The sequence below is a fragment of the Gordonia amicalis NBRC 100051 = JCM 11271 genome, from assembly GCF_000332995.1.
Lineage (GTDB): Bacteria > Actinomycetota > Actinomycetes > Mycobacteriales > Mycobacteriaceae > Gordonia > Gordonia amicalis.
Map to the genome: position 1 here is coordinate 1 of NZ_BANS01000012.1, position 18,256 is coordinate 18,256.

Sequence of the window (18,256 nt, forward strand, 5' to 3'; positions counted from 1 at the left end):
AGAAGGGCCCCGTATTCGATGAATTCATTCGTCGGATACGGGGCTTTTCTCGTTCGCCCACGTCGTCTGGACGAGGGCGGCGATGCTTCCCATCAAGGTTCAAGGGCATAGATTGGCAGCTATGAATGATCGTGATCGTCCGCGTCGTGAGGGACGCGGTGAGCGTGATACGCGAGATCAGCGGGAGTCGCGGGGCCAGGGCGGTCCGCGTGGTCAGCGGGGAGCCCGCGGTCAGAGCGATTCGAGTCGAGGAGATTCGAGCCGGGGACGTCGTCCGGATCGTCCGGGTCGTGAGCGCGGCGACGGTGGTCGCCGGCAGCCGGGTCCTCCGCTGCCCGACGATGTCGCTGCGTCAGACCTTGATCCGGAAGTCCGTCGCGACCTCCTGACACTCGACAAGGCCAACGCCGAGATCGTCGCCAAACACCTGGTGATGGTCTCGCGTCTGCTCCTCGAAGAGCCCGCGCTCGCGCTCGAACACGCTCGTGCCGCGCGAGGCCGCGCGTCGAGGGTCGGCGTCGTTCGGGAAACCGCCGGTATCGCGGCCTACAACGCCGGCGAGTGGCAGGAGTCCGCAACCGAGCTGCGTGCTGCGCGTCGTATCACCGGCAACAATGCGTTGTTGCCTCTCATCGCCGACTGTGAGCGTGGTCTGGGCCGTCCGGAGCGTGCTGTCGAGATCGCGCGTGGCGACGAGGGCCGTGCGCTGCGCGGCGAGGAAGCCACCGAAATGCGCATCGTCGAAGCCGGCGCACGAATCGACCTGGGTGAACCCGAGAAAGCCGTCGTCACGCTTCAGGCCGAGAACCTCAAGCCGGGTCAGGTGGGAACCGGACCCGCGCGGCTGTTCTACGCGTACGCGTCGGCGCTGTACGCATCGGGCCGCCGTGACGAATCGATCACCTGGTTCATGAACGCGGCCGCAGCCGACGTCGAGGACGTGACCGACGCCGAGTTCCGACTGACCGAACTCGCGAACGACGACGCACCGGTCGGCGATGACGAGCAGGCCGTCGACGGGGTGGACGTCCTCGCCGACAGCGCAGTCTCTGAGGCACTGGCGGCCGAGTCGTCGAGTGCTGAAGCCGTGAGCGTCGAGCCCGCCGCTGCTGAACCGGCCGCTGCTGAACCGGCCGCTGCTGAGTCGACTGCTGGTGAATCCCCTGAGTTGCCCTCGGCAAAGGTAGCTGCCGAACCGGTCGTCGCACCGGAGCCGGTTGTTGCACCAGAGCCGGTCGTCGCACCGGAACTCGCCGGCGAGCAGGAGGCCGACGACACCGAGACGATCGAAGGCGTGCAGGGGACCGCGGACCTGTCCGAGACGTCGAGTTACGTCGACGATGATGTATCCGAGCTGATCGGGCTTTCGGACTCGGTCTCGCAGACACTCGCCGATCGTTACGATGCACTCCTGCTCGATCTGGACGGCACTGTCTTCGCGGGCAACAAGGCGCTGCCGAATGCGGTCGACACCCTCGACCGGCTCGACATCCCCCGCCTCTTCGTGACGAACAACGCGAGTCGACGGCCCGCCGAGGTCGCCGCGCATCTCCGTGACCTCGGTTTCGACGCCACCGATGATCTCGTCGTCACCAGTGCGCAGTCGGGAGCGCGATTGCTGTCCGAGCATCTCGCACCGGGATCGCGGGCGCTGGTGATCGGTACCGATGGACTCGCGCAGGAGGTTCGCGAAGTCGGTATCGGCGTGACACGGAGCGCCGACGACCGTCCCGCGGCCGTGATCCAGGGGCATTCGACCGACACCGGCTGGGCGCAGCTGTCCGAGGCCGCTCTGGCCATCCGAGCCGGTGCGCTGTGGGTGGCCACCAACGTCGACGCCACGCTCCCGTCCGAGCGCGGTCTGCTCGTGGGCAACGGGTCGATGGTCGCAGCACTGCGCAGCGCGACCGGCAAGGAGCCGCTCGTCGCCGGCAAGCCTGCCGCCCCGCTGATGGCGGACGCGATCACGCGGGCCGCGGCCAACGCTCCGCTCGTCGTCGGCGATCGTCTCGACACCGACATCGAGGGTGCACACGCCGTCGGCATCGAGAGCGCACTGGTCCTCACGGGCGTCAGCACGGTCACCGACCTGCTGGCCGCGCCCCCAGAGCAGCGACCCACCTATGTCATCGACGACCTCGCGGGCATGTTCGACGTCGTCGACGCGGTGCGCGTGGCCGACCAGCCGGGCTGGACCGTGAGCGTGGAGGCCTCGACGGTGAGCGTCTCCGGCTCGGGCGACGAGATAGGTCTCGTGCCGGCGCTCGCCGCTGCCACCTGGGCCGCGGTGGACGCCGGCACCGCGGATCCCGAGGAGCTACGGATCCGGGCCGAGGGCACGGCGCGGGAGAAGCTGGCGTCGCTGGGTGTCACCCTCGTCGGCTAGCGTGGTTGACGATGACTTATCCGAGTGACGAGAGCAGTCGTTCGGACCTGAGCAGCGGTCCGACGCCGAACAACATGGCGCCCCGACCCGGTCCGGGCGCCATGCCGCGTCGCCAGTACGACCCGATGGCAGCCCTGACCGACGACCCATCGTCGGGGCCGGACGCCGATCTCGACCTGCCGGACGTCGAGGCCACGGTCTCTGAGCTTCTCGCCGAGGTCGACGAGCTGCGTGAGTCCGTCGGGGACACTTTCTCGCTGGCCGCACTCGAGCGCCAGGCGAACCTCCTCGAGCAGGCACACGATGCGCTGACCGCAGCGCTCGATGCGGTGGACCGCCGATGAGTCGATCCCGGACGCGGCACTGACGATGGCGACCCGAGCACGACTCGACGCAGAACTCGTCCGGCGTGGCTTGGCCCGGTCCCGGGAGCAGGCGCGCGAACTCGTCGACGCCGGCGTCGTGAAGGTCAACGGAACGGTGGCGGCCAAGGCCGCGACCGGCGTCACCCGTGACACCCCGATCGTCGTCGTCGAGGCACCGAAAGACGACTGGGCGTCGCGCGGCGCCCACAAGCTCCTCGGTGCGCTCGAGGCGTTCGAACCCCAGGGTCTGACCCTCGCCGGCCGTCGGTGTCTCGATGCCGGCGCGTCGACCGGCGGATTCACCGATGTGCTTCTGCGTCGCGAGGTCCGGGAGGTCGTCGCCGTGGATGTCGGCTACGGACAACTGATCTGGCGTCTGCAGAACGACGATCGGGTTCACGTCTACGACCGCACCAACGTCCGGCACCTCGAACCCGAGCAGATCGGTGGTCAGGTCGACGTCGTGGTCGCCGACCTGTCCTTCATCTCGCTGGGACTCGTCCTACCCGCATTCGCCCGTTGCGCGGTTCCGGGAGCCGACCTGCTGCCGATGGTCAAACCCCAGTTCGAGGTGGGCAAGGACCGTGTCGGCGCCGGCGGGGTCGTGCGCGATCCCGAGTTGCGTGCCGAGGCGGTGCTCGGAGTGGCGACCGAGGCCGCTGCGCTCGGGCTCGAGACCCGTGGCGTCGTGGCCAGCCCACTGCCCGGCCCGTCGGGCAACGTCGAGTACTTCCTCTGGCTGCGCAACGAACCCGATGGCCGGACGGGCGAGGAGTCGGGGGAGAGCGATAGGGTCGACCGGGCGGGATCGTCCGACGAGCTCCGCTCCATGATCGAACGTGCGGTCGCGGAGGGACCGCGCTGAGCGCAAACCGACCGGCGCCCGTTCGGCTCGTCCCTGCTCGACCACACGTCCGACCACACTTCTCCGGGAGGGAACATCAGTGACCGACGAGTCGGTAGCCGAGTCCGCCGGTGCCCGCGAGTTCTTGGTGGTCGCCCACACCGGACGCGAGAACGTCATCGAGACGATCGAGGCGATCGCCCGCCACTGTGCCGCCGCCGGCGTCGCGCTGCGTGTCGTCGACCATGACACGCTCGATCGGGACGCCCCGGACCACGACGTGCTGTACCGCAACCGGGAGGGCGAAGCCTCGCGACCCGGCAACATCCCGGTGGATCCGGAGTACCTCCGTTCCCTGGGTGCCGTCGTCGAGGTCACCACGGCCGAGTCCGCGTCGGCCGAGGGCTGCGAGCTGGTCATCGTCCTGGGCGGTGACGGAACCTTCCTGCGCGCCGCCGAGCTGGCCTGCCCGGCCGGAGTGCCCGTCCTGGGCATCAATCTCGGGCACATCGGCTTCCTCGCCGAATCCGAGGCGCACCGGATCGACGAGGTGATGGCGCAGCTCATCGCCCGCGACTACCGCATCGAACCGCGGATGACCCTGGAGATCGACATCGTCGACCCGGCCGATCCCGACCCACCGACGGCCAGCAGCTGGGCCCTCAACGAGGTGGCGATCCTCAACACCAGCAAGAACGGCGTACTCGAACTCGTCACCGAGGTCGACGGTCGCCCGGTGTCCGCGTTCGGCGCCGACGGCGTGCTGGTCGCGACCCCGACCGGGTCGACGGCCTACGCGTTCTCGGCGGGCGGTCCGGTCATGTGGCCGGACCTCGAGGCCATCCTCGTGGTCCCGAACAACGCGCACGCGCTGTTCGCGCGGCCCATGGTGACCAGCCCGAGGTCGCGGATCGCCGTCGAGGTGGACAAGAACGGACGTTCGGCGGTCGCGCTGTGCGACGGCCGTCGAGCACTTGACGTGCCGGCCGGTGCTCGCGTCGAGGTCGTACGCAGCGAGCGTCCGGTGAACTGGATCCGGATCGATTCCGATCCGTTCGCCGACCGGCTCGTGACCAAGTTCGCCCTCCCGGTCACGGGATGGCGAGGGAGGCAGGCATAGGGGTGCTCGAAGAACTGTCGATCACCGGACTCGGTGTCATCGAGGACGCGCAGGCACGTTTCCACCCGGGCTTCACGGTGCTGACCGGTGAGACGGGCGCGGGCAAGACGATGATCGTCACCAGCCTGCACCTGCTGTCCGGGGCGCGCGCCGACGCGACGCGTGTCCGAACCGGTAGCGCCAAGGCCATCGTCGAGGGCCGGTTCCGGCTGGCGAACGCCGAGGGTGTGCAGAAGGATCCGGTGGTCGCCGACATCCTCGACTCCACCGGCGCCGAACTCGACGACGACGACACCGTGATCGCGGTCCGGTCGGTGAGCGCCGACGGTCGGTCGCGGGCACATCTGGGTGGCCGATCGGTGCCGGTCGGGGTGATGGGGCAACTCACCACCGCGGTTCTGGCCATCCACGGCCAGAACGATCAGCTCCGTCTCCTGCGTCCGGAGCATCAACGAGCCGCGCTCGACACCTTCGGGGGCTCGAAGGCGACGGCTGCGCTGGAGGCGTACCGGAAGGCCCGGACCGCCTGGGTCGACATCCTCGACGAACTCGACGTCCGTCGCGCGAACTACCGTGAGCTCGCGCAGGAAGCCGACCGACTTCGTTTCGGCATCGATGAGATCGCCGCGGTCGACCCGGTCCCGGGTGAGGACGAGGAACTCACCGCGACGATCCGGCGTCTGTCGGACCTCGAATCCATCCGCGGCGCCGCCGACCAGGCACACGACATCGTCGCCGGCGATTCGGGAGCATCGGTGATCGAGGGACTGGGTACGGTGCGGACCCTTCTGGAGGGTGCCGCCGACGACACGCTGCGCGGACTGGTCCCGCGGGTCTCCGAAGCGCTCACCGTGATCACCGATGTCGGCGCCGAACTGACGGCGTTCACGTCGAGCCTCCCGGCCGATGCCGAAGAGCTCGACAAACTCCTCGCACGTCAGGCCGAACTCAAGTCACTCCTGCGCAAGTACGCGCCCGATGTCGACGGGGTCATCGACTGGCGGCACAAGGCGCAGGCCCGCCTGGCCGAGATCGAGGACCCGCGGTCGTCGATCGAGGAACTCGAGACCGCGGCCGCGACGGCGCTGGAAACGGTCGAGGCCGCTGCGACCAAGCTGCACGACCTGCGCGTCAAGGCGGCGTCGTCGATGGCCGGCAAGGTGTCCAAGGAGCTGAAGGGGCTCGCAATGGGCGACTCGACGCTTGCGGTCTCCGTCAGCCCCGAACCGGCCTCGCCGGAGGATCGGCTCGCGATCACGCTCGGCGGCAGCCGGGCTCATGCGGGGGCCGACGGCGCCGACAAGGTCGAATTCGCGCTCGTGGCGCACCCCGGAGCCACGCCACTGCCGATCGCGAAGTCGGCATCCGGCGGCGAACTGTCGCGCGTGATGCTCGCGCTCGAGGTGGTGCTCGCTGCGCCGACCTCCGGTTCGGTCATGGTGTTCGACGAGGTCGACGCCGGTGTCGGCGGGCGAGCCGCCGTGGAGATCGGCAAGCGACTGTCCCGTCTGGCCCGGGCCCACCAGGTCATCGTCGTCACCCACCTGCCACAGGTCGCGGCCTTCGCCGACAACCACCTGGTCATCGGCAAGTCCAAGAAGGGTGCGCTGGTCACCAGCAGTGTGCGGACCCTCGACCGCGACGAGCGCGTCGCCGAACTGGCACGCATGCTCGCCGGGCTGGGGGAGTCCGACACCGGACGTGCGCACGCCGAGGAATTGCTGGCCACCGCGGAAGCGGAACGGGCGGCTCACTGACCTCGCACGGGCTGGGACCCCTGTTGCTCGTGTGACAAAAGTTTCTCGTGTTACGGCGCGCCTCCCGGGCTCCGTCGTGTCTTCGGTCAATCATTGCGGTCATGAAGATGCCTGCACTGCTCGCGCGTAACACCGAAGAACTGCCTGGCGTGACCGGTATCGCCAGGATCGACAAGAGCACCAAGCGGCTGCTCAACCGGGTCGGCCCGGGTGACATCGCCATCCTCGACGAGGTCGACCTGGACCGCGTCACCGCCGACGCCCTCGTCGAGGCCAACGTCGTCGCGGTGGTGAACGTCTCCCGCTCCATCACCGGCCGCTACCCGAACCTCGGTCCGGAGGTTCTCGTCGCGTCGGGCATCGTCCTTCTCGACGATGTGGGCCCGGAGATCTTCAAGCGCGTCAAGGACGGAGCCAAGGTGCGCGTCCACGACGACCGGCTCTTCGTCGGGGAACGTCGCCTGGCCCTGGGCACCGAACTCGACGAGCGCGACATCGCCGACATCATGATCGGCGCCAAGGCAGGCCTCGTCGATCACCTGGAAGCCTTCTCCGGCAACACGATCGAATTCATCCGCAGCGAATCCCCGCTGCTGATCGACGGCGTCGGTGTGCCGGAGATCGACGTGGACCTTGCCGGCCGGCATGTGGTCATCGTCGGTGAGGGCGCCGACCGCGCCGCGGATCTGCGTGCGCTCAAGCCGTTCATCAAGGAGTACCAGCCGGTGATGGTCGGTGTGGGCACCGGCGCGGACACCCTGACGAAAGCCGGCTACAAGCCCGCGATCATCGTCGGCGACCCCGAGCACATCAAGACCCCGACGCTGAAATCCGGTGCGCAACTGGTGCTGCCGGCCGACACCGACGGACATGCCGCGGGTCTCGAACGCATCCAGGACCTCGGCATCGGTGCCACCACCTTCCCCGCGGCGGGCTCCGCGGAAGACCTCGCCCTGCTGCTGACCGACTACCACGGCGCCGACCTGATCGTCACCGTCGGGTACCCCGGCTCCCTCGACGACTTCTTCGATCGTTCGCGTCGCGAGAGCAACCCGTCGATGTTCCTGACCCGCCTGAAGGTGGGGCAGAAGCTCGTCGACGCGAAAGCGGTTGCGACGCTGTACCGCAGTCGCGTGTCCGGCGCAGCCATCGCGTGTGTCGTCCTGGCCGCACTGGTCGCGGTGATCGCGGCCCTCCTGCTGTCCAACACCGGCACCGACGTCACCGATTGGATTGTCACGCAGTGGAATGCGCTGCTCGACTGGGCACGAGAGGTCTGGAATCGATAGGCGATGATCTCGCTACGACAGCATGCGATCTCACTGGTCGCGATCTTTCTGGCATTGGCGCTCGGACTCTTCCTCGGTTCGGGGTTCGTCGGGGATCGGGTGAACTCGATGACCGGGACCAGTAGGGACCGGATCGGTGATCTCGAAGACCAGCGCGACGACCTGAACGCGAAGCTCAACGCGTCCAACAGTTTCGATCTGGCGATCGGGCCCCGGCTCATCGCCAACACCCTGCGCGGCCAGTCGGTTCTGGTGGTCACCGCGCCGAACGCGGCCGCGGCCGACGTCGACGCCGTGAAGGAGAACATCTCCGGCGCCGGCGCGCGCTTCGCCGGTCAGATCGCGCTGACCGAGTCGCTCCTCGGCGACCAGAACGCCGAACAGCTGCGCACCATCGTCGACCAGACGATCCCGCCGGGTGCGATGTTGCGAGCCGAGCTGACCGACTCGGGCAGCCGGGCCGGTGACCTGCTCGGAACCCTGGTGCTCTCCGGCAAATCCACCCGCCCGGCATCGTCCGCCGACCGTCGGACCGGTCTCGCGACCCTTCGCGACGGCGGGTTCATCGACTACGTCAACAACGCGGTGACACCGGCCGATCTGATGGTCGTGGTGACCGGTGACGAGTTCGGCCCCGACTCGGGTGCACAGGGTGCGCTCGTGGCCCGCCTTGCCGCGGCGGCGTCCGTACGTGGCGTGGGAGGGGTGCTCGTGGGTCGGACCGGATCGGCCAACGGAAGCTCGCCGATCGCCGTGGTCCGTGCCGACCCGTCGCTGGCCAACGCGGTCTCCACGGTCGACAACGTCGACCAGCCGACCGGTCTCATCACGACGGTCCTGGCGCTCGCCGCCGAGGGCAAGGGTGCGACCGGGGCCTACGGCACCGGGGCCGGCGCCACCGCGGTCACCGTCGGGGCCGACGGCAAGCCGGCCGCCTGACCCCGCCGCCGAGCTGATTTCGGGTTCGGAGTGAGTACCGCCACGCCACGCGCCGGTGTGGCGGTACGGCGTGGCGGCCCAGTGGTGTTACCCTGGAGTCCCGTAGGTAATCAGGGCATCGGCCCCGATTCGGCCGACGGGAGACACGCTTTTGCGACCTTTGCGACACGTTCACGACACCAAGCACATCTTTGTCACTGGTGGCGTCGCCTCTTCACTGGGTAAGGGCCTCACGGCCTCGAGCCTGGGTCAACTTCTCACCTCTCGGGGCCTGCGGGTCACGATGCAGAAGCTCGATCCCTATCTGAATGTCGATCCCGGCACGATGAATCCTTTCCAACACGGAGAGGTCTTCGTGACCGAGGACGGCGCGGAGACCGACCTCGACGTCGGACACTACGAGCGCTTCCTGGACCGCAACCTCTCGCAGTCGGCGAATGTGACCACGGGACAGGTGTATTCGACGGTCATCGCCAAGGAGCGGCGCGGCGAGTACCTCGGTGAGACCGTGCAGGTGATCCCGCACATCACCGATGAACTCAAGTCCCGGGTGCTGGCCATGGGTGAGCCCGACGCCGACGGCGAGGTGCCCGACGTCGTCATCACCGAGATCGGCGGCACGGTCGGCGACATCGAGTCGCTACCGTTCATCGAGGCCGCCCGCCAGGTGCGCCATGACGTCGGCCGCGACAACGTGTTCTTCCTGCACGTGTCGCTGGTGCCCTACCTCGCGCCGTCGGGGGAGCTCAAGACCAAGCCGACCCAGCACTCGGTCGCCGCGCTGCGCAACGTCGGTATCCAGCCCGACGCGTTGATCCTGCGCTGCGACCGCGACGTGCCCGAGGGACTCAAGAAGAAGATCGCGCTGATGTGCGACGTCGAACTCGACGGCGTGATCTCGACCCCCGACGCGCCGTCGATCTACGACATCCCCAAGGTGCTGCACAACGAGCATCTCGACGCGTACGTGGTCCGCAAGCTGGGGCTGCCCTTCCGCGATGTCGACTGGACGGTCTGGGGCGAACTGCTCCACCGCGTCCACGAGCCGCGCGAAACCGTGCGGGTGGCGCTGGTCGGGAAGTACGTCGACCTGCCCGACGCCTACCTGTCGGTCACCGAGGCCATCCGTGCCGGTGGTTTCGCCTGGAAGGCGCGCACCGAGATCAAGTGGGTGCCGTCGGATGACTGCGACACCCCGGCGGGTGCGCAGGCCGCTCTCGGCGACGTCGACGCGATCCTGATCCCCGGCGGCTTCGGCATCCGCGGCATCGAGGGCAAGGTCGGCGCCATCTCGTACGCGCGGCGCCGCGGCATCCCGCTCCTCGGCCTCTGCCTGGGGCTCCAGTGCGTGGTCATCGAGGCCGCCCGTTCGGTGGGGCTCGACGAGGCCAGTTCGACCGAATTCGATCCCGACACCCCGCATCCGGTGATCTCGACGATGGCCGACCAGGCGGACGCGGTGGCCGGCGAGGCGGATCTGGGCGGCACCATGCGCCTCGGTGCCTACGACGCAGTCCTGAAGGCCGGTTCGGTCGTCGCGGAGTCGTACGGCACCCGCGAGGTGTCCGAGCGTCACCGCCACCGTTTCGAGGTCAACAACGCCTACCGCGACAAGATCGCCGCTTCGGGTCTGGTCTTCTCGGGGACCTCGCCCGACGGGCACCTCGTCGAATTCGTCGAGTACCCCAAGTCGGTGCATCCGTTCTTCGTCGCCACCCAGGCGCACCCGGAGCTCAAGAGCCGTCCGACGCGTCCGCACCCGCTGTTCCGCTCGTTCATCGAGGCCGCTCTGAAATACAAGGCGGCCGAACGCCTTCCGGTGGATCTCGGTGACGAGTACGAGTCGAACGACGCCCCGGCCGGTACGGTCGCGGCGGTCAACGACGTCACCGTCGAACCGGTCGCCGGGATCGACGAGATCGGCGTCGAGGGCTGACCGGGTTGGGCGGCCACGAGTTCGACGTCAACGGCACCCGCACCGTCTACGACGGTGCGATCATCACGTTGCGCGTCGACGACGTGGCCATGCCCGGTGGGCGAATCGCGGAGCGGGAGGTCGTCGAACACTTCGGTGCGGTCGCGATCCTCGCGCGTGACGAGAACCGCCGGATCGCCATGGTGCGCCAGTACCGGCATCCGATCGGCCGTCGCCTCCTCGAGCTGCCGGCCGGCCTTCTCGACCAGGACGGCGAGGCACCGCTGACGGCGGCGCAGCGCGAACTGGCCGAGGAGGCCGACCTGGCCGCCGACACCTGGCACGTCCTCGTCGATCTGGCGCTCTCACCGGGTTTCACCGACGAAGCACTCCGCCTCTACCTGGCCGAGGACCTGCACGACCTCGACGAGGCCGAGCGCGTCGACGAGGAAGCCGACATGGAGGTCGAGTGGGTGTCGCTCGACGACGCCGTCGCGATGGTGCTGGCCGGCGAGATCGTGAACGCCACCAGCGTCGCGGGCATCCTGGCCGCCTCGGCGGCGGAACGGTCGGGGATCGGGCTGCGCCGGGTCGACGCCCCGTGGGCGGACGAACCGACCGCGCTCCGGGACCGCCGGCGTCGCTCGTGAACACGTCAGTCGTGAGTCGCCCGTGACGATCGCCGCCGCCATCTCGCGCTTCCTCGATCACCTCACCGTCGAACGAGGTGCGGCGGCCAACACCGTGTCGTCCTACCGTCGTGATCTCGAGCGGTACCGGCGATATCTCGAATCGCGCGACATCGCGTCGATCGACGCGGTGACCGAGGAGGACGTGCGCGAATTCCTCGTCGACCTGCGTCGAGGGGACCCGGACGCCGGGTTCCCGCCCCTCGCGGACAGCTCGATCGCGCGAACAGTGGTGGCGACCAGGCGCTTTCACAAGTTCGCGGTCGACGAGGGGATGGTTGCGACGGACGTCGCGCAGGCGGTCCGTCCGCCGAGGCCGGCGCGCCGTCTCCCGAAGTCGCTGCCCGTCGACGAGGTGCTGGCCATCCTCGAGGCCGCCGGTGCCGAAGACCATCCCCGCGCCCTGCGCGATCGCGCCCTGCTGGAATTCCTCTACAGCTGCGGCGCCCGCATCTCCGAGGCCACCTCGCTCGACATCGACGACCTCGACCTCGACACCCGGGCGGTACGCCTACGGGGCAAGGGCGGCAAGGAGCGTCTCGTCCCGCTGGGCGGACCGGCGATCGACGCCATCGATGCCTATCTCGTCCGCGGCCGTCCCGCGCTGGTGTCGCGGGCGACGCCGGCGCTGTTCCTCAATGCCCGGGGCGGGCGACTCTCGCGTCAGTCGGCGTGGCAGGTACTGGTCACCGCCGCCGAACGTGCCGGGTTGGACAAGGCCGTCTCCCCGCACACCCTGCGGCACAGCTTCGCGACCCATCTCCTCGACGGCGGCGCCGACGTCCGCGTCGTCCAGGAGCTGCTCGGACACGCCTCGGTGACCACCACGCAGGTGTACACACTCGTGACGGTGAACACGATGCGCGAGGTGTATGCCGTCGCACATCCGCGTGCCCGCTGACCGCGCGCCGACGGCGGGTCGACGCCCGCGATGTCCTAGGCTGATACGAGTCGTCGTCCACGGACCGGCATTTCCGCCCGGCAGGCCGACGCGCATCGGGTACCGAAGAGTGAAGGGAGCGGCGGGCACGTGACCACTCCGAGCACACTGCGGTCTGGCACCCGACTCGAGTGTTCGGGGACGCGATCGTGACCTCCGCGGGCGATCAGTACAGCATCCAGGTGTCGCCGGGACATGACGCCGACGAGGTCGACCACCACGGCACCGGCGAGATCGGTCCCACCGGACGGCCCTATCGAGAGGTCCCGGACCCGAGACCACTCGACCGTCACGGTCCGGCCACCGTCATCGCCGTGTGCAACCAGAAGGGCGGGGTCGGCAAGACCACCTCGACCATCAACCTCGGGGCCGCGCTCGCCGAGTACGGCCGCCGTGTGTTGCTCGTCGACCTCGATCCGCAGGGCGCGTTGTCCGCGGGACTGGGTGTGCCGCACCACGAACTCGAGCAGACGGTCTACAACCTCCTCGTCCCGCCGCAGGTGGCCACCGACGAGGTGCTGATGCGCACCCGCGTCGACGGACTCGACCTGCTGCCGAGCAACATCGACCTGTCGGCCGCGGAGATCCAGCTCGTCACGGAGGTGGGACGCGAACAGTCCCTGGCCCGTGCGCTGCACCCGGTTCTCGACCGCTACGACGTGGTGCTGATCGACTGCCAGCCCTCGCTCGGCCTGCTCACCGTGAACGCCCTCGCCTGCGCGGACACCGTGCTGATCCCGATGGAGTGCGAATACTTCTCGCTGCGTGGCCTGGCGCTGCTCACCGACACGATCAACAAGGTGCGCGACCGTCTCAACCCGCGCCTGGACCTCGGTGGCATCCTCGTCACCATGTTCGACGCCCGCACGCTGCATTCCCGCGAGGTGATGGCGCGTGTGGTCGAGGTGTTCGGCGACGCCGTCTACGACACCGTGATCTCCCGGACCGTCCGTTTCCCGGAGACGAGCGTCGCCGGTGAACCGATCACCTCGTGGGCACCGCGGTCGGCCGGCGCGAAGGCCTACCGGGCGCTGGCGCGTGAGGTGATCGCGCGCAACGTGAAGGGCGCATGACCGTCGACACCGACCACGCCGTGACCGAGTCCGACGGGTCCGGGTCCGCCGTGACCGAGACCGACGGGTCCGAGGTCGAGGCGCCGGTCGAGGCGTCGGAGCCGGTCGGGGACACCCCTGATGGGAGTGACGAGTCCGCCGAATCCGGTTTCCGGGTCAAGCTCCGCAACTTCGAGGGACCCTTCGACCTGCTGCTGAACCTGATCTCGCAGCATCGGCTCGATGTCACCGAGGTCGCGCTGCACGAGGTGACCGACGACTTCATCGCCTACACCCGCGAACTCGGTCCGGAGGTCGGGCTCGACCAGACCACCGAGTTCCTCGTCGTGGCGGCCACGCTGCTCGATCTCAAGGCGGCCCGGCTGTTGCCGTCCGGCGAGGTCGACGACCCCGAGGACCTGGCGCTGCTCGAAGCCCGCGACCTGCTGTTCGCCCGGCTGCTCCAGTACCGGGCGTACAAGCAGGTGGCACAGTTGTTCGGCGAACTGGAAGCCGCCGCGCTGCAACGATATCCGCGCGCCGTCTCGCTGGAGCAACGGTTCGAGGACCTGTTGCCGGAGGTCACGCTCGGCGTCGACGCCGCCGGTTTCGTGCAGGTGGCCGCGGCGGCGATGACCCCGCGACCCGTGCCGACGGTCGGACTCGACCATCTCCACGACGTGCAGTCGGTGTCGGTACCGGGTCAGGCCCGGCGGATGGCGGCACTGCTCAGCGCGTCGACCGGCGAATGGCTCACGTTCCGCGCTCTCACCGCCGACTGCGGGAGCGGACTCGAGATCGTCGGCAGCTTCCTCGGATTGCTGGAGCTCTACCGCGATCAGGCCATCACCTTCGAACAACCCGAGGCTCTCGGCGATCTCGCGGTGATGTGGACCGGCGAACGCGAGATCGACGACCTGCGCATCGACAAGGCAGAGGATTACGGATGACCGACGGACCGATCGAGGACGCCGACGACGTGAACGACGAGGCTCTCGCCGAATCGGCAACCGACGCCCCGGCGTCGGCGGAGAGGGCGACCGACCACGGCCCCGCCGACCCCGAGCAGACGGCGCTGACGGGGGAGGACGAGGTCGAGGTCCTCGACGACGCGACCCTGCGGGCGGCACTCGAGGCCGTGCTGCTCGTCGTCGACACCCCGGTGACCACCGAGGAGTTGGCCAATGCCGTCGACCAGGACCGGACACGCGTGCGCGAGATGCTCAACGCGATGGCCGCCGAGCTCACCGCGGCGCGCAGCGGCATCGACCTGCGTTTCGCGGGCGACGGCTGGCGGTTGTACACCCGGGCGGACTACGCACCGTACGTGGAGAGGTTGCTGCTCGACGGGGCGCGGTCGAAGCTGACGCGCGCCGCGTTGGAGACACTGGCCGTGATCGCCTACCGGCAGCCGGTGACCCGTGCACGGGTCAGCGCGATCCGTGGTGTGAACGTCGACGGCGTGATCCGCACCCTCGTCGCGCGCGGCCTGATCAACGAGGTCGGCCAGGACCCGCAGACCAACGCCACGACCTACGCGACCACCGAGTTGTTCCTCGAGCGTCTCGGTCTGGCCTCGCTGACCGAACTGCCCGATCTGGCGCCGCTGCTGCCCGACGTCGACCTCATCGATGACCTCGACGACGAGCTGCTGTCGGATCCCCGATTCGCCAAACTGTCCCCTCAGCCGTCAGACTCGAAGGTACTGGTCACCGACGGTGACCTGAATGATGACTAGAACCGCATAGATCCACCCACACACAGGATTGAGAACAATGGCTTCCGCTGGCCGAGATGGCTCACCGGGAAAACGCCGCAAGGGCGCCCCCGCACAGCAACCGCGAACCAAGAAGACGCACCGCAAGGGGTCGTCGAAACCGAACGCCGATGTCGGGAAGATCCGGCTCAACAACGCCCGGCCCGCACGCCATCAGGTGGCGCCGGAGCAGGTGAGCGGCACGGGCCCGGCCTTCGTCGAGGACGGTGTGCGGCTCCAGAAGGTGCTCGCCCAGGCCGGCGTCGCCTCGCGCCGCGGCGCCGAGGAGATGATCGCCGCCGGACGTGTGAAGGTCGACGGCGTCGTCGTCACCGAGCAGGGCCTGCGCATCAACCCCGACACCGCGATCATCCACGTCGACGATGCGCGCGTGATCATGGACGAGACGCGTCAGTACCTCGCATTCAACAAGCCCAAGGGCTGGCAGTCGACCATGGCCGACGATCAGGGTCGCCCGTGCGTCGGTGACGTGGTCGCCGAGCGCGTGATGGCCGGACAGCGTCTCTTCCACGTCGGCCGGCTCGACGCCGACACCGAAGGTCTGCTGCTGCTCACCAACGACGGCGAGCTGGCGCACCGGCTGATGCACCCGTCGTTCGAGGTGCCCAAGACCTACCTCGCGACCCTGAAGGGTGAGGTGCCCCGCGGGGTCGCTCGTCAACTCCGTGAGGGGATCGAACTCGAGGACGGCCCGGTCAAGGTCGACAGGTTCACCGTCATCGAGGTCCACGAGGGACAGTCGCTGGTGCGGATCACCCTGCACGAGGGCCGCAACCGCATCGTGCGCCGCATGATGGACGAGGTCGGCTTTCCGGTCACGAAACTCGTTCGCACGCATGTGGGTACGGTCGCGCTCGGAGAGCAGCGGCCGGGCAGCCTGCGTGTCCTCGGCAACGACGAGGTCGGCGCGCTGTACAAGGCGGTCGGGCTGTGACCGCTGGCACCACGCGCGTCGTCGCCATCGACGGGCCGGCCGGTACGGGCAAGTCGTCGGTGTCGAAGCTGCTCGCCGAGAAGGTCGGTGCCAGCTACCTCGACACCGGTGCGATGTACCGCGCGGTGACCCTGGCGGTCCTCGATGCCGGTGTGGCACTTGATGATCCGGCCGGTATCGCCCGGATCGCGGACGCGGTCGACATCGAGTTGATCCCCACCGGAGACGGGTCGTCGACGGTGTTGCTCGACGGTCGCGACGTATCCGGGCCGATCCGGACCGACCATGTGACCAGCGCGGTCTCGGCGGTGTCCGCCGTTCCCGAGGTGCGAACCAAACTCGTTGCGCTGCAGCGGCAGAACGCGCAGGACCGTTTCGTGGTGGTCGAGGGACGCGACATCGGGACCGTGGTGTTCCCGGCCGCCGACGTCAAGATCTTCCTCACCGCGACGCCGGAGGCACGCGCTGACCGGCGGCACAAGCAGAACCTGGCCGCGGGTCGCGACAGCGACTACGCAGCCGTTCTCGACAGCGTGAACCGCCGCGATCATCTCGATTCGACGCGCGCGGTGTCGCCGTTGCGTGCCGCCGACGATGCCGTCGTCGTCGACACCAGCGACAAGACCCTGATGGAGGTGCTCGACGAACTGAGCGGCCTCGTGGAGACCCGGATCGGAGCATCAGAACGGTGAGCGACAACTTCGAGACCGATGTGGCGGCGTTGCCGGGTGACGGCACGTGGGCGGACGAATCCGATTGGCAGCTAGCCGATATCGAGGGTGCCGACGGTGCCGCCGAGTTCGAGCACATGCCGGTGCTGGCGATCGTCGGACGACCCAACGTGGGCAAGTCCACTCTCGTCAACCGCATCCTCGGTCGCCGCGAGGCCGTGGTCGAGGACATCCCGGGCGTCACGCGTGACCGTGTGTCCTACTCGGCGAGCTGGTCGGGACGAAGCTTCACGGTCGTCGACACGGGCGGCTGGGAACCCGACGCCAAGGGTCTGCAGCAGGCAGTCGCGGCCCAGGCCGAGCTCGCGATGCGGACCGCCGACGCCATCGTCGTGGTCGTCGACGCGACCGTGGGCGCCACCGCCACCGACGAGGCCGTGGCGCGTGTCCTGCGACGGTCGAAGACCCCGGTGATCCTGTGCGCCAACAAGGTCGACAGCGAGCGCATGGAGGCCGACACGGCCGCCCTGTGGTCGCTGGGACTCGGCGAGCCGCACCCGGTGTCGGCGGCGCACGGTCGTGGCGCCGGTGACCTGCTCGACGTCATCCTGGAGAAGCTGCCCGCGACCCCGCGCGAGGCGCCGGTGCTGGGCGGCCCGCGTCGTGTGGCACTCGTCGGCAAGCCGAACGTGGGCAAGAGCTCGCTGTTGAACAAGCTTTCCGGCACCGAGCGTTCCGTCGTCGACAACGTCGCCGGGACCACCGTCGACCCCGTCGACGAGCTCGTCGAACTGGACGGCAAGCCGTGGCATTTCGTCGACACCGCCGGCCTGCGGCGCAAGGTGCGCACGGCGAGTGGTCACGAGTACTACGCGTCGTTGCGGACGCGGTCGGCACTCGACGCCGCCGAGGTGGCGATCCTGCTGATCGACGCGTCGGAGCCGATCACCGAGCAGGACCTTCGCGTGCTGTCGCTCATCATCGAGAGCGGTCGTGCGCTGGTCATCGCGTTCAACAAGTGGGACCTGGTCGACGAGGATCGTCGTTACCAGCTCGACAAGGAGATCGATCGCGAGCTCGCCCGCGTGCCGTGGGCGCGCCGGGTGAACATCTCGGCGTCGACCGGTCGTGCGGTCCAGAAGCTGGTACCCGCGATGGAGAGCGCGCTCGACTCGTGGGACAAGCGCATCTCGACCGGACCGCTGAACAGCTGGCTCAAGGACGTCATCGCGGCCAACCCGCCGCCGCTGCGCGGCGGTCGACAGCCGCGCGTGATGTTCGCGACCCAGGCGTCGGTACGACCGCCGACCTTCGTGCTCTTCACCACCGGCTTCCTCGAGGCCGGCTACCGCCGCTTCCTGGAGCGTCGCCTGCGCGAGGAGTTCAACTTCGACGGCTCGCCGGTGCGCATCAACGTGCGTGTGCGAGACAAGCGGGAGCAGCGTCGCAAACGCTGACGGCCACCGCAAACCCACCCTTTTTCGGCAAACCCACCCCTTCGTCGGGTGGCGTTTCTGCCGAAAACTGGTGGGTTTGTCGGTTACTGGTGCGGCTGTGACGATTGTGGGAGGCGCTGTG

The 18,256-nt window shown here is 68.7% G+C and carries 16 protein-coding genes; all 16 read left to right on the forward strand.

The window, feature by feature from the left end; genetic code table 11:
* Positions 1 to 121: 121 nt before the first annotated feature.
* The 16 genes from GOAMI_RS05570 to der all read left to right on the forward strand — a co-directional run bounded on the left by GOAMI_RS05570 (position 122) and on the right by der (position 18,135).
* Complete coding sequence (locus tag GOAMI_RS05570) at positions 122 to 2,386, forward strand: HAD-IIA family hydrolase (protein ID WP_051995371.1); 2,265 nt, start codon at positions 122 to 124, stop codon at positions 2,384 to 2,386.
* Positions 2,387 to 2,397: 11 nt separating this feature from the next.
* Positions 2,398 to 2,730 (forward strand): hypothetical protein, encoded by a 333-nt coding sequence (locus tag GOAMI_RS05575; RefSeq protein WP_006435429.1) that lies wholly within the window; start codon positions 2,398 to 2,400, stop codon positions 2,728 to 2,730.
* 25 nt (positions 2,731 to 2,755) lie between these two features.
* On the forward strand, positions 2,756 to 3,616 hold the full coding sequence (locus GOAMI_RS05580) for a TlyA family RNA methyltransferase (RefSeq protein ID WP_006435430.1): 861 nt from the start codon (positions 2,756 to 2,758) through the stop codon (positions 3,614 to 3,616).
* 79 nt (positions 3,617 to 3,695) lie between these two features.
* On the forward strand, positions 3,696 to 4,715 hold the full coding sequence (locus GOAMI_RS05585) for an NAD kinase (RefSeq protein ID WP_006435431.1): 1,020 nt from the start codon (positions 3,696 to 3,698) through the stop codon (positions 4,713 to 4,715).
* A 2-nt stretch (positions 4,716 to 4,717) separates the two neighbouring features.
* Positions 4,718 to 6,472 carry a DNA repair protein RecN gene (recN, locus tag GOAMI_RS05590; RefSeq protein ID WP_006435432.1) on the forward strand — a complete coding sequence of 585 codons (1,755 nt, stop codon included), beginning with the start codon at positions 4,718 to 4,720 and terminating at the stop codon, positions 6,470 to 6,472.
* 101 nt (positions 6,473 to 6,573) lie between these two features.
* On the forward strand, positions 6,574 to 7,761 hold the full coding sequence (gene steA, locus GOAMI_RS05595; RefSeq protein WP_040004588.1) for a putative cytokinetic ring protein SteA: 1,188 nt from the start codon (positions 6,574 to 6,576) through the stop codon (positions 7,759 to 7,761).
* A 3-nt stretch (positions 7,762 to 7,764) separates the two neighbouring features.
* Positions 7,765 to 8,700, forward strand: coding sequence for a copper transporter (locus tag GOAMI_RS05600; protein ID WP_006435434.1), 936 nt, complete (start codon positions 7,765 to 7,767; stop codon positions 8,698 to 8,700).
* Between the two features lie 151 nt (positions 8,701 to 8,851).
* Positions 8,852 to 10,636: a CTP synthase gene (pyrG, locus tag GOAMI_RS05605; RefSeq protein WP_081598195.1), complete on the forward strand. Its 1,785-nt coding sequence runs from the start codon at positions 8,852 to 8,854 to the stop codon at positions 10,634 to 10,636.
* Positions 10,637 to 10,641: 5 nt separating this feature from the next.
* Complete coding sequence (locus tag GOAMI_RS05610) at positions 10,642 to 11,265, forward strand: NUDIX domain-containing protein (RefSeq protein WP_006435436.1); 624 nt, start codon at positions 10,642 to 10,644, stop codon at positions 11,263 to 11,265.
* A gap of 22 nt (positions 11,266 to 11,287) precedes the next feature.
* Positions 11,288 to 12,205 (forward strand): site-specific tyrosine recombinase XerD, encoded by a 918-nt coding sequence (xerD, locus tag GOAMI_RS05615; protein ID WP_006435437.1) that lies wholly within the window; start codon positions 11,288 to 11,290, stop codon positions 12,203 to 12,205.
* Positions 12,206 to 12,375: 170 nt separating this feature from the next.
* Positions 12,376 to 13,317: a ParA family protein gene (locus tag GOAMI_RS05620; protein ID WP_006435438.1), complete on the forward strand. Its 942-nt coding sequence runs from the start codon at positions 12,376 to 12,378 to the stop codon at positions 13,315 to 13,317.
* A complete protein-coding gene (locus tag GOAMI_RS05625) occupies positions 13,314 to 14,246 on the forward strand; it encodes a segregation and condensation protein A (protein WP_006435439.1) in 933 nt (310 codons plus the stop codon). Before GOAMI_RS05620 ends, GOAMI_RS05625 begins: the two co-directional genes overlap by 4 nt.
* Entirely contained in the window at positions 14,243 to 15,034 is a 792-nt protein-coding gene (gene scpB, locus GOAMI_RS05630) for an SMC-Scp complex subunit ScpB (protein ID WP_006435440.1), read from the forward strand. The genes GOAMI_RS05625 and scpB overlap by 4 nt, the downstream gene beginning before the upstream one ends.
* Before the next feature lie 37 nt (positions 15,035 to 15,071).
* On the forward strand, positions 15,072 to 16,007 hold the full coding sequence (locus GOAMI_RS05635; RefSeq protein ID WP_006435441.1) for a pseudouridine synthase: 936 nt from the start codon (positions 15,072 to 15,074) through the stop codon (positions 16,005 to 16,007).
* Positions 16,004 to 16,699, forward strand: coding sequence for a (d)CMP kinase (gene cmk / locus GOAMI_RS05640; protein WP_006435442.1), 696 nt, complete (start codon positions 16,004 to 16,006; stop codon positions 16,697 to 16,699). Before GOAMI_RS05635 ends, cmk begins: the two co-directional genes overlap by 4 nt.
* Entirely contained in the window at positions 16,696 to 18,135 is a 1,440-nt protein-coding gene (gene der, locus GOAMI_RS05645; protein ID WP_006435443.1) for a ribosome biogenesis GTPase Der, read from the forward strand. The genes cmk and der overlap by 4 nt, the downstream gene beginning before the upstream one ends.
* Positions 18,136 to 18,256 lie beyond the last annotated feature (121 nt).

What these genes read in the sequence shown, in the direction of transcription:
- steA (WP_040004588.1), top strand. Translation starts at nt 6,574, where the DNA reads ATGAAGATGCCTGCACTGCTCGCGCGTAACACCGAAGAACTGCCTGGC.
- scpB (WP_006435440.1), top strand. Translation starts at nt 14,243, where the DNA reads ATGACCGACGGACCGATCGAGGACGCCGACGACGTGAACGACGAGGCT.
- GOAMI_RS05635 (WP_006435441.1), top strand. Translation starts at nt 15,072, where the DNA reads ATGGCTTCCGCTGGCCGAGATGGCTCACCGGGAAAACGCCGCAAGGGC.
- GOAMI_RS05580 (WP_006435430.1), top strand. Translation starts at nt 2,756, where the DNA reads ATGGCGACCCGAGCACGACTCGACGCAGAACTCGTCCGGCGTGGCTTG.
- GOAMI_RS05575 (WP_006435429.1), top strand. Translation starts at nt 2,398, where the DNA reads ATGACTTATCCGAGTGACGAGAGCAGTCGTTCGGACCTGAGCAGCGGT.
- GOAMI_RS05570 (WP_051995371.1), top strand. Translation starts at nt 122, where the DNA reads ATGAATGATCGTGATCGTCCGCGTCGTGAGGGACGCGGTGAGCGTGAT.
- GOAMI_RS05600 (WP_006435434.1), top strand. Translation starts at nt 7,765, where the DNA reads ATGATCTCGCTACGACAGCATGCGATCTCACTGGTCGCGATCTTTCTG.
- GOAMI_RS05625 (WP_006435439.1), top strand. Translation starts at nt 13,314, where the DNA reads ATGACCGTCGACACCGACCACGCCGTGACCGAGTCCGACGGGTCCGGG.